The organism is Aneurinibacillus sp. REN35, assembly GCF_041379945.2.
GTDB lineage: Bacteria > Bacillota > Bacilli > Aneurinibacillales > Aneurinibacillaceae > Aneurinibacillus.
On record NZ_JBFTXJ020000002.1, the window covers coordinates 200,898 to 216,313 of the forward strand.

17 protein-coding genes are annotated in these 15,416 nt (G+C 46.3%); 10 read left to right on the forward strand and 7 right to left on the reverse strand.

Features of this window, described 5'->3' with window-relative positions; translation table 11 throughout:
* Positions 1–5 precede the first annotated feature (5 nt).
* Both AB3351_RS04220 and AB3351_RS04225 read left to right on the forward strand, forming a co-directional pair.
* Positions 6–374 carry a FixH family protein gene (locus AB3351_RS04220; protein ID WP_371145877.1) on the forward strand — a complete coding sequence of 123 codons (369 nt, stop codon included), beginning with the start codon at positions 6–8 and terminating at the stop codon, positions 372–374.
* A complete protein-coding gene (locus AB3351_RS04225; protein WP_371145878.1) occupies positions 374–940 on the forward strand; it encodes a hypothetical protein in 567 nt (188 codons plus the stop codon). The genes AB3351_RS04220 and AB3351_RS04225 overlap by 1 nt, the downstream gene beginning before the upstream one ends.
* Positions 941–1,047: 107 nt before the next feature.
* Here the strand turns inward: AB3351_RS04225 and AB3351_RS04230 are convergent, their stop codons facing one another.
* Positions 1,048–1,296: a hypothetical protein gene (locus tag AB3351_RS04230; RefSeq protein WP_371145879.1), complete on the reverse strand. Its 249-nt coding sequence runs from the start codon at positions 1,294–1,296 to the stop codon at positions 1,048–1,050.
* Positions 1,297–1,478: 182 nt separating this feature from the next.
* On the opposite strand from AB3351_RS04230, the gene AB3351_RS04235 reads away from it, so the two are divergent.
* The 5 genes from AB3351_RS04235 (at position 1,479) to AB3351_RS04255 (ending at position 5,376) form a co-directional block, all read left to right on the forward strand.
* A complete protein-coding gene (locus AB3351_RS04235) occupies positions 1,479–2,264 on the forward strand; it encodes an extracellular solute-binding protein (protein ID WP_371145880.1) in 786 nt (261 codons plus the stop codon).
* Positions 2,265–2,374: 110 nt separating this feature from the next.
* A complete protein-coding gene (locus tag AB3351_RS04240) occupies positions 2,375–2,929 on the forward strand; it encodes an RNA polymerase sigma factor (protein WP_371145881.1) in 555 nt (184 codons plus the stop codon).
* Positions 2,930–3,667: an anti-sigma factor gene (locus AB3351_RS04245; RefSeq protein WP_371145882.1), complete on the forward strand. Its 738-nt coding sequence runs from the start codon at positions 2,930–2,932 to the stop codon at positions 3,665–3,667. It begins immediately after the preceding gene.
* A 439-nt stretch (positions 3,668–4,106) separates the two neighbouring features.
* A complete protein-coding gene (locus AB3351_RS04250) occupies positions 4,107–4,817 on the forward strand; it encodes a Crp/Fnr family transcriptional regulator (protein ID WP_371145883.1) in 711 nt (236 codons plus the stop codon).
* 67 nt (positions 4,818–4,884) lie between these two features.
* Entirely contained in the window at positions 4,885–5,376 is a 492-nt protein-coding gene (locus AB3351_RS04255; RefSeq protein ID WP_371145884.1) for an OsmC family protein, read from the forward strand.
* Positions 5,377–5,518: 142 nt separating this feature from the next.
* Here the strand turns inward: AB3351_RS04255 and AB3351_RS04260 are convergent, their stop codons facing one another.
* On the reverse strand, positions 5,519–7,213 hold the full coding sequence (locus AB3351_RS04260; protein ID WP_371145885.1) for a PucR family transcriptional regulator: 1,695 nt from the start codon (positions 7,211–7,213) through the stop codon (positions 5,519–5,521).
* A 237-nt stretch (positions 7,214–7,450) separates the two neighbouring features.
* On the opposite strand from AB3351_RS04260, the gene AB3351_RS04265 reads away from it, so the two are divergent.
* A complete protein-coding gene (locus tag AB3351_RS04265; RefSeq protein WP_371145886.1) occupies positions 7,451–8,914 on the forward strand; it encodes a CoA-acylating methylmalonate-semialdehyde dehydrogenase in 1,464 nt (487 codons plus the stop codon).
* Between the two features lie 23 nt (positions 8,915–8,937).
* The gene (locus AB3351_RS04270) at positions 8,938–10,296 is read left to right on the forward strand and encodes an aspartate aminotransferase family protein (protein WP_371145887.1); all 1,359 of its coding nucleotides are present in this window, start codon (positions 8,938–8,940) and stop codon (positions 10,294–10,296) included.
* Positions 10,297–10,392: 96 nt separating this feature from the next.
* Here the strand turns inward: AB3351_RS04270 and AB3351_RS04275 are convergent, their stop codons facing one another.
* From AB3351_RS04275 to AB3351_RS04295, 5 genes are all read right to left on the reverse strand, one after another.
* On the reverse strand, positions 10,393–10,836 hold the full coding sequence (locus tag AB3351_RS04275; RefSeq protein ID WP_371145888.1) for a hypothetical protein: 444 nt from the start codon (positions 10,834–10,836) through the stop codon (positions 10,393–10,395).
* Between the two features lie 69 nt (positions 10,837–10,905).
* Complete coding sequence (locus AB3351_RS04280) at positions 10,906–12,603, reverse strand: methyl-accepting chemotaxis protein (RefSeq protein WP_371145889.1); 1,698 nt, start codon at positions 12,601–12,603, stop codon at positions 10,906–10,908.
* A 21-nt stretch (positions 12,604–12,624) separates the two neighbouring features.
* Positions 12,625–13,776 carry a PP2C family protein-serine/threonine phosphatase gene (locus AB3351_RS04285; protein ID WP_371145890.1) on the reverse strand — a complete coding sequence of 384 codons (1,152 nt, stop codon included), beginning with the start codon at positions 13,774–13,776 and terminating at the stop codon, positions 12,625–12,627.
* 17 nt (positions 13,777–13,793) lie between these two features.
* Complete coding sequence (locus AB3351_RS04290; protein ID WP_371145891.1) at positions 13,794–14,192, reverse strand: STAS domain-containing protein; 399 nt, start codon at positions 14,190–14,192, stop codon at positions 13,794–13,796.
* Positions 14,189–14,629, reverse strand: coding sequence for an ATP-binding protein (locus AB3351_RS04295; protein WP_371145892.1), 441 nt, complete (start codon positions 14,627–14,629; stop codon positions 14,189–14,191). Before AB3351_RS04295 ends, AB3351_RS04290 begins: the two co-directional genes overlap by 4 nt.
* Positions 14,630–14,823: 194 nt before the next feature.
* On the opposite strand from AB3351_RS04295, the gene AB3351_RS04300 reads away from it, so the two are divergent.
* Positions 14,824–15,414 carry a glycerol-3-phosphate acyltransferase gene (locus AB3351_RS04300; RefSeq protein WP_371145893.1) on the forward strand — a complete coding sequence of 197 codons (591 nt, stop codon included), beginning with the start codon at positions 14,824–14,826 and terminating at the stop codon, positions 15,412–15,414.
* Positions 15,415–15,416 lie beyond the last annotated feature (2 nt).

The following is a 15,416-nucleotide window of genomic DNA, read 5'->3' on the forward strand; positions in this document are numbered from 1 at the left end:
TGGATATGAAACGTTGGATGCTGAGTTCCCTTTTTATGCTGCTGTTTCTGGTCGGCTGCACCTCGCATGCGCAGTGGGAGGCAACGGTCAAAGTGCCCCCTTCGTTTAGCGTAGGGGAAGCATGTCCGATTGAGGTCAGCATTACGGAGAATGGAAAGCCTGTATCCGGTCTGCAGGTAGAGGCGCAGGTAGAGATGAAGGGAATGGACCACGGAACGATTGACATTGCCTTTCAGGATAAAGGAGACGGAACGTATGAAGGTGCTGCTCTGCTCCCGATGGGTGGAGAATGGGAAGCGGTCGTTAAAATGAGCGGAGATGGAAACAGTCAGGAGCAAACCGTACAGTTTAAAATAGAAGGGATGCAGAAGTGATGAACAGACAAAAAAGCATAAGGCTGTTTGGTTTGCTTCTGGTATGCATGCTGCTGCTCTCTGCATGCACCCCCAGGCAAGAGGCGGTGCTCGTCTATGTGAATGAGAAGGCAATCACGCAGCAAAGCCTTGCCTTTCTCAAGGCCATGAATGAATTGGAGCTGGCTATGGCTCAGGAAAAAATGGGCGAGCAGGCAGCGAATCAAAATATGCTGCTTACGCAAATGATTCGACTGCATGCAGTGGCGATGCTTGCGGAAGAGAAGGGCTACACCTTTGACGCGGAACAGGCCAAAAAGGAAACGGAAACGATGAAAAAGGAGTACGAAGCGCATCCGACCGCAGCAAAGATCATCGAAGCATATGGTGCCAAACAATTTTGGACAGACGAGGCAAAGATGCGCCGCCTGCTGCAGCTTTCACAGCGTGTGCAGTATGATATGATGGAAAAAGCCAAGGAGCAGAATCCGAAAGCTGCTGCGTCCGAAGTCAGATTCCAGGCGGAGAAGGCGTATGAGGAACTGGTGGTTTCACAGATCGGTACATTGAAGATTACGTTGTTATAAGCTTTTTAAGGAGACGGATTTCCTAACCGCATATAATAAGTAAGCCAATACAAAACCCTCCTTCGTTCCTTATCGTAAGGAAAAAGGAGGGTTTTGTTTATTATACGCTACTTCATCGGTGATGTTTGAGGTCCGTTTTCCATCATTCCATTAGGGCCGTGGCAGGCATTATACATATCTTTCAGTGTGTCATCATTTGTACCCGGATGCATCTTTTTCATATACGGAAGCATGTCTTCAAAGGCCCATCCATTTGGGGAAGAAGGAACCACAGGTTTTTCTGCCGCCAGAACTGCCCCAATACCGAGCATGGAAGTAAGAACAGCGGTGAGTCCGATTATGGTTAGCTTTCTCATCGTATAGTCCTCCTTTCTTCTTTCATCTTTAGGATAAACGAGAAGGGTGAAGAAAGTATGGAGGAAACATGGCTAAATAATGAATGGATGGAACTTTTTTTGAAAAATTTCAAACCGTTTGTCTAGTTTTCTCGTTACTTATAGTGACGCAGGTAAAAATTCGGAAAAAGGAAGGGGAAGACATGAAAAAAACGGTTTATGCTGCTGGACTGCTGCTTCTGGTGCTGGTTATGGTGGGATTTTCGGCTGCTGCGGATTCAAGACAGGCGCGTATCGTACAACACGATAATCAGGTTGTGAATGTGTACGGCCCGGGCGGACCTTTGGGACCGATAAAAGAGCTGGCAGAGCGATTTACAAAGGAAACGGGCATCCGCGTCAATGTAACGGCTGGTCCAGAAGCGAAGTGGATTGATCAGGCCAAACGGGATGCGGACATCATTTATGGAGGATCTGAATATATGCTCCGTACCTTTATGCTCGATCATCCCGAAATGATTGATGAGAAAACACGTACAGAGTTATATCCGAGAGCGGCAGGCATTTTAGTCAGAAAGGGAAATCCAAAGAACATTCAGTCCTTAGAGGATTTGACGAAAAATGGAGTGGCCATCATTGATGTAAATGGAGCAGGCCAACTTGGGCTATGGGAAGATATGGCGGGAAGAAAAGGGCTGATTTCTGGCATTGACAAAAACATTGCTATGTCAGTGAAAACAAGTGCAGAAGCAATTGAACTCTGGAAGTCTAGTTCAAAGTACGATGCCTGGATTACATATGAATCCTGGCACTATCGGCTGCAGGACGTGACAGATCTAGTTAAGCTTCCTGAGGAAGACAAACTATACCGTGGAACGCCGATTAGTATGACAAACAATTCTCGCAATAAAAAAGCTGCCAAAATGTTTATTGATTATGTAAAAACAGAAGAGTCGCATCAAATTTTTCAAAAATGGGGTTGGAAATAAAACGGAAGAGTATCAGGAACTTTCACACTGGTGATCGTTCCTTTTCTTCTGTTTCGGTATAAAATCGAATCAATGAAGTAAGAAACCAATGATGAGGAGTGCAGGTGCGATTGAAGAAAAAACATGATGAAGAGTTAATGAGATTAGTAAATAAAAAGTATCGTCCTGCCTTAGAAGAGCTTTATGATCGCTACATCAGATTGGTGTACAGCTTTGCATATACATTTACTAACGGCAATGAAGATAAAACAAAAGAAATTGTCCAGTTAGTTTTTGTAAAGCTTTGGACGACAAAAAGCAGCTATGACTCATCAAAAGGAAGATTTACGAATTGGCTTCTAACTGTGACGCGAAATGTCTGTGTTGATTATATCCGCAAAGATAGCATTCATGCTCAAAACAACCGGCAAATGGATCCGCACGGGTCCATTGAAGTAGCCGATCCGAACAATGAAATTGAAAGAAGAGTGGCCTTTAGCGAAGTAGCCGATGCCAAAAGCAAGCTGAATAGAGCGCAAAAAAGATTGATTGATCTACTGTATTGGAAAGGCTATTCTTTAACGGAAATTGCGGAAATCGAAAACGAACCGGTAGGAACAATCAAGAGTAGGCTTCATCAGTCTCTCAAACAATTAAAGAAGCATCTGGAAAGAAGGGATGTATAAATGGAAAGAGAGTGTACAAACCTGCTTTCATTCATAGCGGATGAGTTAAATGAGAAAGAAAAAAGAAAATTTGTTGAGCATATACAGCATTGTTTGGAATGCTCAAGGGAGTATGAACAAATGATAGAAGCCTGGCATTCATTGCATTGGGACTTTGAAGAGAAAGAAGTTCCTGCATCCTTAAAGTCAGACGTAATGAATTATGTTTTCGAACATGATAAAAAAGAAAGGGGAAGCATCGTACGCTGGCTCAAAGAGTGGCTCTATGTTCTCCAAAAACAGTTTACCCCGCTAACTGTTGGACTTTTGCTGCTTTTTATGGGTGTGGCAGCTTTCCAGGCGATATATAACATTCAATTAATAAAGGAACGGAAGAACGGTGAAGCCGTAACGGCTAAACCGATGGAGGTTGTATCCACATTCTTTTTGCAGGGCGTCGGTCAAACGAGCAGTAACGCAAAAGGCCATGCCTCTATTTTGCGGCAGGGGGAGAGTGAAAAGTTAGTCATACAAGTCGATAATCTGCCGCCGTTAGCCGGGGATGAGGTCTATCAAGTGTGGTTGTTGAACAATGGGATGCGGGAGAATGCCGGAACGTTTAAACCCGATGGAAGCGGGAAAGGGATGCTAACCTATCCGCTTGCGCAAAGACAGCATTTTGACCAAATCGGCATCACCATTGAACCAGACCAATACAGCAGGCAGCCGCGGGGCAAGAAGGTTGTCGGCTCATCATAGAAATAGGCTGGCTGCTTTATGTCCGCCATCCGTAGGCCTGATCGAAAAAATGATCGTGCCGGAAAAGAGGGACAAAGCAGCAAGAGGCATGCATAGCTATGTATTGTTCTCCCTGACTTGCAGTAAAGGAAAGAAGAATGCAGTACATAGCTGAATCGCTTTTGCAGAGTGGGGAATAATTATGTATGCAAGGCACCAAAAGGCAGAGGATCCTCATTGTATTCGCAAAGAAAGGGTGTATGATTGGGTTACTCGTTCGGTTACCATTCCCCTTCGGGTATGTTTTCCACGCCGCCAAAGCACTGTTTTTTTCTTTTATTATGGAGGAATAGTGCTTAGTTTGTAGAGTCTGCATTCTACGCTTTTTAGAACAAAAAGGCCTCATTCTAAATAAGTGTGTAAAAAGAGTAACGGGGACGTTGCAGGAGAGAGAATCCTTTTGGCAAAACAAGGACAGAAATCAAAGGAGCAGGAAATCGTGTCGCAGGATCATTATTTATATCCAACAAGCATCGTTCATTTGTTCTCCCCATCTCGAATTGACAACTGGAAGTCTAAAAAGAATTATTATACCTTCAAAAAAGGTGACTTTATTTGCACACCCGGTCAACGATCTGACGCTGTGTATTTTATTGTTGAAGGTCACGCTCGAATATTTCATCTTCATTTAGAAGGGAAAGAGTGTGTATTAGGTATTTTGTCAGAAGGCGATTTCATTGATTTACTACAAGTTTTTTCAGATAGAGAAAGTCAACTCTTCGCAAAAGCGTTAACGGATGTTAAGGTGCTATCGATTCCCAAAAGTGAAGTGAAAAATGAAGTTCAACAAAATAAAGAGTTATCCATGACGCTTCTTTATTACTTTACAAATAGGCTGCAGGAAACCATTGAAATTTTAGAACAAGTCGCTTATGGAAAAGTGGAGGAGCGCTTATTATTTCTGTTAGAGAAGCTGGCAAATAAGTCGGAGAGCGATCAAGAATGGTATCCATTGCCTGAGTTCATTACACATAAAAACCTAGCAGGCATGATTGCCTCCACAAGAGAAACTGTAACATTTTTACTTAATAAGTTTATTCAAATAAATAAAGTGAAGCAAGAAGAGCAGCGCCTATGGCTCAAAAATGATAAAAAAATTGGATGGATGTAAGCCTCCTTACATACAGTTTGCTTCGGACTGCGGTAGTATCAGGATATAACAAGTAAGGAGGCTCACCATGAATCAAATTCCACTTGATACAGTCCAACAAACAGCAAACGCAATCAAAGCAAATCCTGATTTGAAAATCAAAAATTGGCATGCCCATATCCAATGGGAGAGCGGTGTGCAAAATAAGGTGTCCATTCGAGAATTCAGCCCGATTCTTGTAGATGAACCGGCAACGTTAGGTGGTACCGATAAGGCTCCGAATCCTGTTGAGTATTTTATAGGAGCAGCAGGAAGCTGCTTTGCTATTACGTTTGAGGTCATGGCCAGTCAGAGAGGCATTCAATTAAAAAGTGTGGATGTGACCATTGAAGCTGATTTGAATGCCGCAGTCTTTCTAGGTATTGAGGAAGGCGATGGAGGGATTTTACATCCGGTCATCAGATTAAAAGTAGATGCGGATGCTGCAGAAGAAGAGATAGCGAGCATCGCGCATGCTGCGTTATTGAAATCACCTGTGTTAGCCAGTCTGCAAAAAGACATTCAAGTAGACATTCAATAAAATACACACAAAATCAAAAGCCAAGCATGTTGATGTACCAGCATGCTTGGCTTTTTCATTTATCAAGGTTTCGGCTGCAATATGACTTTTAAGACATCCCCTTTAACATGTGCGTCTATAAGCGACTTCTACATCCAATTCGTCATGCATGGAACGTATTAGGGTACAGAAGTTCATATGCATAGAGCGCAAGCTGCAGGGCGATTCTTTTGTCGGCTGATTCTATATTATCTCCCAGCAGCATTTTGATTTTTTCGAGCCGATAATAAAGCGATTGCCGCACGATATGCAGCTGTTGTGCCGCCGCTTTCTTCGACCCATTATTCTCTAAGTAGATCTTGAGTGTATACAGAAGCAGATTTCGCTTCTCTTCTTCCTCTTGAAGCAGACTGCCCAGTTGCGTATTTACGAAGTGGGTCAGGCGATTCTCGCTGCGCAAATCAATTAAAAGCTGATATACGCCAAGGTTTTCATAGAATAGCGTTGCCTTGTTGAGCTGATCGCACAGCAGCAGCGATTTTACAGCTTCTTCATAACTTATGTGTGCATGCTTAAATCCGGTATATGCTTGGCCGATTCCTATGTGAAGGCGAAATCCGCCTTGCTTTTTGTTTAACAGGGTTTCGTCCACATAAACAAACGCCTGCTGCAAACGTTCCGTCACATTCGTATCCTTTGTATGCCGTACCGCCTTCGGATGAGAGCTTACATCTACTGTTAGCACGACCAATCGGTTATTTTTTAATGTAACGAACGCGCGAAAACCCTGCCTCTCTAATGTTGAGCGGAGAAGGAGAGAGAGGTGAAAGCCGGTCGATTCAAAAGAAGTATCTCCCCGGGTATCGCTCCCTGTCTGCTCCTCTTCAATCTCCAAGACACATACGCGCTGCTGCAGCGTGTTCATCTTTGCATAATGAACTCCTGTGAGCGCTTGAAGCTGATCTTCTGTCGGCGTCTGTTCATGCAGCAATTCATTAACCCAGACGTTCTCGGTATGCAATCGGCGCTCTTCCATATAACGTTTACGCAGCAGATCCTGAGCAAGAGAGAGAGAGGCCGATTCAAGTACGAGATGGTGATATTCCGTAGGCTCCTGCAAGATGAGAAGCGCAAGGTATGCCCATGTTTGTCCCATTGCCCCGATCGGCCGCAGGAGAATAACAGCTTCCCCGCATCTCCATTGATATGCGCTAGCTTCTTCTCCTAAGGATGTATCTGAGAGTTTTTGTTGCAGAAGCTGTGTCCATTCTTTTTTCTCACCGGACGGCAGATCCGGAATGAAAAGTGGTGCTTCATCGGAAGGCAGGTAAGCGATTGTGGCCTGCGTTGAATTATACAGCACCTTTAATACATTCTCTGTTCCCTGTGAGGTAAGAGTATGATGATGGAATTCCCGTGAGATGCGCTCAAGGTTCTGGAGCATGCTGTATTGCTGATTAATGATTAATGAATGCAAATCATGCGTAATATCAATAAAACGAACCGTGTGCAAAAAGACGAGCAGGGGGAAATCATATTGTTCTGCCAGCGCAATCATCTCAGCAGGGACAGGTGCGTGGGCATCCATGTCTACAATCTCTAGGCAGAGACAGGATACGTTTAAGTTGATGAGATTCTGCAGGTACTCAGCAGGACTGACATGACCTGCGCGGAAGGCCATCCCGGTTGATAGGATCATCTCTTCCCCATGAATGAGTTCCCCGGCATCGGACACTTCGAGAATGTGAACCCAGCGAATGCGGCGGTTTACGCCGTTTGCTCCGGCAATGATACGTACTCCGCGAAAAAGCGGACGAGAGAGGGCATCATGGATCGTGAAGGTGAATTCGGATTGCAATCGTCTTCTCTCCTTTAGATTTTACGTTGTGTCTATATCAGCAGCTGTTTATCGTAAGCGTTATCTTGATAGACAGTAAAAGCTAGAACACTCTTTTTAAGAATTATACAGCAAGTCAAAAATATTCACATGAATTTTTACATATTGTCTAATGTAAGGGCTCACTATTCGTTTTATAGTAAAGGAAAGAACCAGGTGATAAGAAAAATTCGAACAATTGAGGTGGAAAGGATCACAATGACAATGACAACAAAGAAAATCGTACAGGTAAAAAACTTTGTGGGCGGGAAATGGGTAGAAGCGTCTGCTTCCCGCTATGAGGACGTACCGAACCCTGCGACGGGTGAGATCATCGCTCACGTTCCTCTATCCACACGCCAGGATGTAGATGGGGCGGTGGAAGCTGCCGCTGAAGCGTTCCGTACATGGAGAAAGACACCCGTTCCGCGCCGTGCACGCATCCTGTTTAAATACCAACAGCTTCTGGTGGAGCAGTGGGAAGAGTTGGCCCGCCTGATAACAGTAGAGAACGGGAAAAGCTACGAGGAAGCGTATGGGGAAGTACAGCGGGGGATTGAGTGCGTAGAGTTCGCAGCCGGTGCGCCAACGCTGATGATGGGGCAGCAGCTCCCGGATATAGCCACAGGAATCGAATCAGGCATGTACCGCTATCCGCTGGGGGTTGTCGGTGGCATTACACCATTCAACTTCCCGATGATGGTACCGTGCTGGATGTTTCCGCTGGCGATTGCCTGCGGGAATACATTCGTGCTCAAACCGTCTGAGCGTACACCGCTATTAGCCAATCGCTTAGCCGAGCTATTCACAGAAGCCGGATTGCCAGACGGTGTACTGAATGTAGTACATGGCGCCCATGATGTAGTGAACGGTATTCTTGAACATCCTGATATTAAAGCAGTCTCCTTTGTTGGCTCACAGCCGGTCGCTGAATACATCTACAAAACCGCAGCAGCACACGGAAAGCGTGTTCAGGCATTAGCCGGAGCAAAAAATCATTCGATCGTCATGCCGGATGCGAATCTGGATGATGCGGTAAAGAACATTATCAGTGCAGCCTTTGGCTCAGCCGGAGAGCGCTGCATGGCCTGCGCGGTTGTTGTGGCCGTAGGTGAGGTAGCTGATGAATTGGTACGGCGTCTTAGAGAAGCGGCCGATCAAATCAAGATGGGCAACGGCATGGAAGAGGGCGTATTCTTAGGTCCGGTGATCCGTGCGCCGCATAAAAAGCGCACGCTTGACTATATTGAAGCCGGAACAAAGGAAGGAGCCACCCTTGTGCGCGATGGGCGTAGCGATGCGGGTGTTGAGGGAGATGGGTATTTTATCGGGCCGACGATTTTTGATGAGGTAACGACAGAGATGTCGATCTGGAAGGATGAGATTTTTGCTCCGGTTCTATCGGTTGTTCGTGTGAAGAGCCTGGAGGAAGCGATCGCTCTCTCGAATCAATCGGAATTTGCAAACGGAGCCTGCCTGTATACGGACCGTGCAAGCGCTGTGCGTCAGTTCCGGGATGAAATGGATGCGGGAATGCTTGGCGTCAATGTTGGCGTACCTGCCCCGATGGCCTTCTTCCCATTCTCAGGCTATAAAAACTCGTTCTACGGTGACCTGCATGCCAATGGGCGTGATGGGGTTGAGTTCTATACGCGTAAGAAAATGCTTACAGCCCGTTATTAAAATTTATGTAAGGGGGATTACGCATGTCGATTGTAAAGGGAAGCACAGAGGAAATGGTGGCAAAGGATCGCAAATATCTCTGGCACCATATCTCACCGTATAACGAACAAGTGCCGCCTATGGTCGCAACGGAAGCGGAGGGCTCCTGGGTTAAAGACATGAACGGAAAGAAGTACCTGGATGCGATGGCCGGACTATGGTGTGTGAATGTGGGATATGGGAGGGAGGAGTTGGCTCATGCGGCATATGAACAGCTGCGCACATTGCCGTATTTTCCGCTAACACAAAGCCACCTTCCCGCAATCCAACTGGCAGAGAAGCTGAACGAATGGCTGAATGGAGACTATGTGATCTTCTTCTCCAACAGCGGATCAGATGCCAATGAGGTCGCCTTTAAAGTCGCACGGCAATATCACCAGCAAAACGGAGAGCCAAGCCGCTATAAATTCATCTCCCGCTATCGAGCTTATCACGGGAATTCAATGGGTGCTTTGGCAGCGACCGGACAGGCACAGCGCAAATATAAATATGAGCCGCTTGGGGGCGGATTTATCCATGTGCAGCCGCCGGACAGCTACCGTCGCCCAGAAGGACAGACGGTGGAAGAGTTTAATATCCAGTGTGCGCTTGCCATTGAGAACACGATCATTTGGGAGGGGAAGGAGACGGTTGCTGCCGTAATTATGGAGCCTGCGATCACCGGGGGCGGCATTATTATCCCGCATCCGATCTACATGCAGAAAGTGCAGGAAATCTGCAAAAAGCATGGCGTACTCCTGATCATTGATGAGGTCATCTGCGGCTTCGGGCGTACAGGCAAGCCGTTTGGACATATGCATTTTGATGTACAGCCGGATATTGTGACGATGGCCAAAGGCATTACAAGCGGTTACCTGCCGCTGTCAGCTACGGCGGTGCGCAAAGAAATATATGAAGCGTTCAAAAGCGGAGAAGACCAAAGCCACCTGCGGCATGTGAATACGTTCGGGGGCAACCCCGCCGCCTGTGCGCTGGCGCTTAAGAATATTGAGATTTTAGAGCGTGAGCAGCTTGTAGAGCGCGCACGGATATTAGGAGAGCGTCTGTATGCCGATATGAAGGAGATGGAAGCCCATCCAATGGTTGGTGATATTCGCAGCTTCGGCTTCCTGCTTGGAATTGAGCTGGTAGAGGATAAAGTGACCAAGGAACCGGCATCGGTTGAAAAGGTAGGGCAGGTGATTGCCGCATGCAAGGCCAACGGGCTGATCATTGGCAAAAACGGCGATACCGTAGGAGGCTTCAATAATGTGCTGACCTTGTCTCCGCCGCTGTCTGCAACAGATGAGGATGTGGCGTTCATTGCCGATACGCTGAAAGCGGCGCTGCAGACACTATCCTAATCGCTTGCTTGTTTATTGGATAAATAAAAAAAGGACGGGTGCTTATCTTTACGTAGAAGCATACCGTCCTTTTGTATGTGTAGATAGAATAGGCAATCATTGTGTGTATACTTTGCAAACATAGTAGGCCGACCCTTCCTCCCATTCAGCGGAAAACGAATAAATATGGAGACCTTTGTTTTTAGATAGGGTGAAGGCGGAATCATGTACTTCAACCGGCTTTGTCTCGTTATCACCAATCCATTCGTATACATGCAGTGTACCGGGCTTAGGCGGAGTAGCAAATCGAATGTTCAGTGTAGCCTGCGACGGCACAACGGTAGGGGTCTCTGTTCGTACTTGCAAAACAGGCGGGATAAAGTCAACACATGAGTCTTTGCCGTCACTGCTCCAGCAATAGCTGCTTTGAAATGCGGATACAGGTCTATCCTCAACCGTCAAAGTAGGCAGCGGCGGTGCAGGAGACGAAGCGGGCAGACTAGTTGTGCATCCTGTAAGTGCTGCCAACGACATGAAGCAGAGTGCAGTTTTTTTCATCATACAACGCCCCTCTCATAAATTGGTATCTCTACCAGTATAGACGAAAGGGGCGTCAGCATTGTACATAATCTACATATTCGACACTTTAAATCGATTCATTTCCTGTTGAAGTGTTTCAGAGAGATGAGCTAATTCGGAAGAGCTGGCGGCCAACTCTTCTACTGTTGCGCTCTGTTCCTGCGTGGAGGCTGATACCTGCTGCGTTGCCGCAGCCGATTCTTCCGTGATATTTGCGATCTCTTGTAATTCCTGCAGTATCTCTTGTGCGTTCTGTTCGATTGTATGGAAGATATCTTGAATTTTTCGCACCTGATGTTCTGTCGCTTCCGTCTTGGTAACGATTGTCTCAAGTGATCTTCCGCCATGCTCGATAATGCTCACTTGCTTTTCGACCGCTTCAAGATTGCTCTCCATTGTCCGTACGGTTACGGCCGTCTCAGCTTGAATATCAAGAATCATCTCGGTAATTTTCTTGGCGGATATGTTGGATGCTTCAGCAAGTTTGCGTACTTCATCTGCTACGACTGCAAATCCCTTTCCGTGTTCGCCTGCGCGGGCTGCTTCAATGGCGGCATTGAGTGCCAGCAGATTGGTCTGATTGGAGATATCCGTCATCGTCGTAATAATTCCGCCAATCTCTTCTGAGCGGTGTCCGAGTTTTTGAATAGAGTCCGTGGCGAATGAAACCGTACGGCTCACCATGGCGAGGTGACCAATCGCTTCATTAACGGACTGGCTGCCGTTGCGTGCTGCTTCTGTTGCTTCTAGGGCATGCTGCATGGTCGTCTGTACGTGAGAGGCGCCTTCGTTGGTTTCATTCATGGCCTGCCCCATCTTTTCAAGGATCATTGAAGTAGCATCTGCTTGTCTGCCGGTGCCTTCAGCCACTTCGTTAATTGTGATGGCGATTTGCTGCGAAGCTTCTCCTGTTTGGGAGGCTGACATCGATACATCATGGCTACTTTCACGCAGGCTGTGTGAAAGATGCTGCATATTTTGAACGAGCGATGTAAGTTCTTGCCGCATCTGTTCAAAAGAGTGTCCAAGCTGACCGATCTCGTCTGTGGCTGTGATTGCTACTTCATGCGTCAAGTCTCCAGAAGCAATACGCTGCGATTCTTTGGCAAGCTGGGAGAGCGGCAGCGTGATAGCCCGACTGATCTTTAAGGCGATGCCGAGCGCAAGAAGCAGGACGACAAGGAAGGAGATCAGCAGCGTTTCCTTTAAAAGCTTGATTTCATCGCTGACCTGCTTTGAGATTTGATGAATATCGTCAAGAGCTTTGGTACGGAACGAATCGACTTGCTTGTTGATCGTTTCTGCATACGTGTCAAATTCACCCATCATTTTATTTCCCTTTTCCGGGCCGCCTTGAATATATTCACCAGCCATCTTTTTACCGATTGCATAATAGGCATCAAAGGCGGTTTGCAGCTCCTGTAATTTTTGCTGGTTTTCAGGATAGATGGTTTTGGTTTTTTCGACGGTAGCTGCAAATGATTTGGCGTATTCTTCCGCCTTGCTGAACCCATCGTCAAATCCTTTGGCCGCACGTGTAGCACTAATATCGGTCAGCCATTGTTGAACCTGGATTACATCAAGCTTCATTTCATTGGCATGCATAGCCAGCGGGAGCACTTTGCTCTCCATCTCTTCAATTTTTTGTTTGCTTCGTTCAATCTCAAAAATGGTAAAGCCGCCCACCATGGCAAATAACAAGAAAATAACCGTAAAAGAAAGCAATAGCTTTGTGCGAATGCTTTTCAATCGTCTCTCTCCTTTTTCTATCTATAATTGAATGCTGATGATACAAATATCATCGCTGCATTCTACTCCTTCTTCTGTTTTGATTCGTTTCGCAAGTCTTTCTTGCAAAGAAATCTGCGAGCGGGAAGTCATCTGCTCCTCAATGTATCGGTATGTGTGCTCAGGAGAGCCGAAGAGATTAAACAAACCGTCAGTATACAGCAGAATCTCCGTATTTTTCTTAAAGGAGAGCACCTCTTTTTCCACAGGCATATCCATAATAATGCCGACCGGACAGCAGCCCTTCCGAAGCTTTTGTATGCTGCCATCTCCATGCTTAAGAAAGGCGGGAGGGTGGCCGGCGTTCGTATATTCGATCCTGCGTTTCTCCGTATCGATAATCATGTAGAAGGCGGTAAAATACCAAAGGCTGGCTTCCCCATGAAAAATATGATGAATATGCCGGTTCAGTTCATGAATGACTTTAACTGGATCGGTTACCCGAACAATCAATCCGCGAAGCAGTGCGCGCAGCGACATGCTGACAAGGGAGGCTGACACCCCGTGTCCCACGACATCGATTAAGATAATACCGTAGCGCCCCCGCCCGATTTCGTACCAGCAGTACATATCACCTGATAAGTCTTCAGAAGGCTGATAGAGTGCCGAAATGGCGATATCTTTGCCTTGCATTGGCTCGCTCAGAACGCTGCGCTGTACTTTTTTGGCGATCGCAAGCTGACTTTGATGTTCTTCTATCAATGCTTCGAGCTTCATCTGATTTTGTTTTTGTTGTTGAATGTATTGCCTTGTTTTATATAGAGCACATACCCGCATTTGCAGCTCAAGTGGATGGATCGGCTTCTGAATGTAATCGACGATTTGGTTGGGTGAAAACCTGTAGATAATGTCCATGGTATCTCCTTTTCCCATTATGAGAATAGGAAGATCAGAAAACAGTAAATCATCGGAAACAGAGATCAAACCGTGTTCTAGGGCTGCCTGTAAGGAAGACGTATCAAGGAGAATGAGTGTAATCTCTGCTAAGCTTCCGGTAGAAGCGATGTGCTGTAGGTGTGTCCAAGCATGTGCCGCATTATAAAATGTAACGATATTGGAATACCCGGCTTCGTGCAGTATGCCAATTAGTTCCCCACGGCTGTGTTCATCACGCTCAGCAATGACAATGCTCATATCTTCAGCTCTCCGTTCTAGTATTCTTCAAGCAACAGCGTTGTTTCTGGTTTATTCTTAAGTAAGGCAACGGCCTGCAATTCAGTGTCGACAAGCGGAAAGATCAGATCAAATTTAGCAATAGTGAAATATTCAAGAAGGCTTGCAGATTCTACGATGATTACGACCGAGCCGGGTGCTGTCTGGATTTGCTTTGTGATCGTAATGAGCAGGCCGAAACCGGTGCTGTCGATCGCCTCCATATCCCGTGTATCGAAAATATAGCCGGGAGCCTGGGTGATGTGTTCAAGAATGAGCGCTTTCGCTTTTTCCGTCTGCCCGTATAGAAGCTTTCCGATAAACGCTATTTTTTGAAACTCTCCTATCATCTCTGTTTTGATTTGGATGGATGTCTCATTTGGCTTAGAGAAGTTCATTCCATTTCCTCCCTCACTCGAATAGTAAAGCTGCTGCCGCCCCCCGGAAGTCTGGTATATTCCCATTCGTCGACTAAGGCCTGTACAAGGAGCAGCCCGCGTCCACGTTCATTCCAGATAATCTCTTCGAATGTAGTGTGTGTCATGGCCTCAATCTTCTCCGGCGGTATGCCTCCTGCTTGATCCTGCACGGTAATCTCTAGTCCCTTCTCGATATGCATCATACGCAGTGTCAACGGCATCATATGCTCTGCTCCATACAGACGCTTGGATGCCTCGATTGAATTGATTAGAAGCTCATGTACGGCCAAGAGCACTTTGTCGCTCCTCTCGGGCATGAGACTGTGCAGGGTACATCGGCAAACTTGGCGAAATAATTCCAGCATGGACAGGTAAGCATAGCCGGTTATTTCAAGGTGTAAATGCTGTTTGCTCATACGTTATCCCCTTAGTTTTTGGGTAATTAATACTAGTATAATGAACCTATAAAAATGATTGTAATGCCATGCTGTGTTTTAATCAACTACAAATTTGAAGTGATTTTCATACGGGATGACGGTGGATGGTTTACAATATAGGAGTATACTTCCTGCGCAAAGCATTGAAAGGTGCAGAAGGAAGGAGGAGGCGGATGCTCATACAGAACCTCTTCATGCTAGTCGCTGCATACATAATCGGCTGCTTTTCAGCCGCATACTATGTGATCCGTCTGCTCTTTCACCGTGACATCCGCACGGTAGGCAGCGGAAATGCCGGAGCCCGTAATGCAGGAAGAATGTTTGGCTTTGGCTGGTTTACTGTTATCTTTTTATTGGACTTTGCTAAGGGTGCGGTTGTCGTATGGCTCGCATCATCAATAGGGATGGATGATTGGGGAATGCTGCTTTCGATGCTGGCAGTTATCAGTGGGCATATTTGGCCGGTGCAGCTTAGGTTTTGCGGGGGCAAAGGTGTGGCCACCGCGCTCGGTGTCATTGCTATGTATGATCCTGTTGCTCTGCTGTACATGCTTGCTTTATGTGTTGTATCGTATCCGCTTGTACGCAATTTTACGATAAGCGGCCTGCTGAGTTTTCTTCTTATGCCGCTCGCCGTCTTTATATGGCAAATGGATGACGTGCAGGCGGTTAGCTTGCTTGTCATCGCAGTTGTCGTTGTCTTTGCGCATCGCAGGGATATCGCGGCGGATCTTAATAAGAGAAAAAAGAACAGGAGGGGATAGGC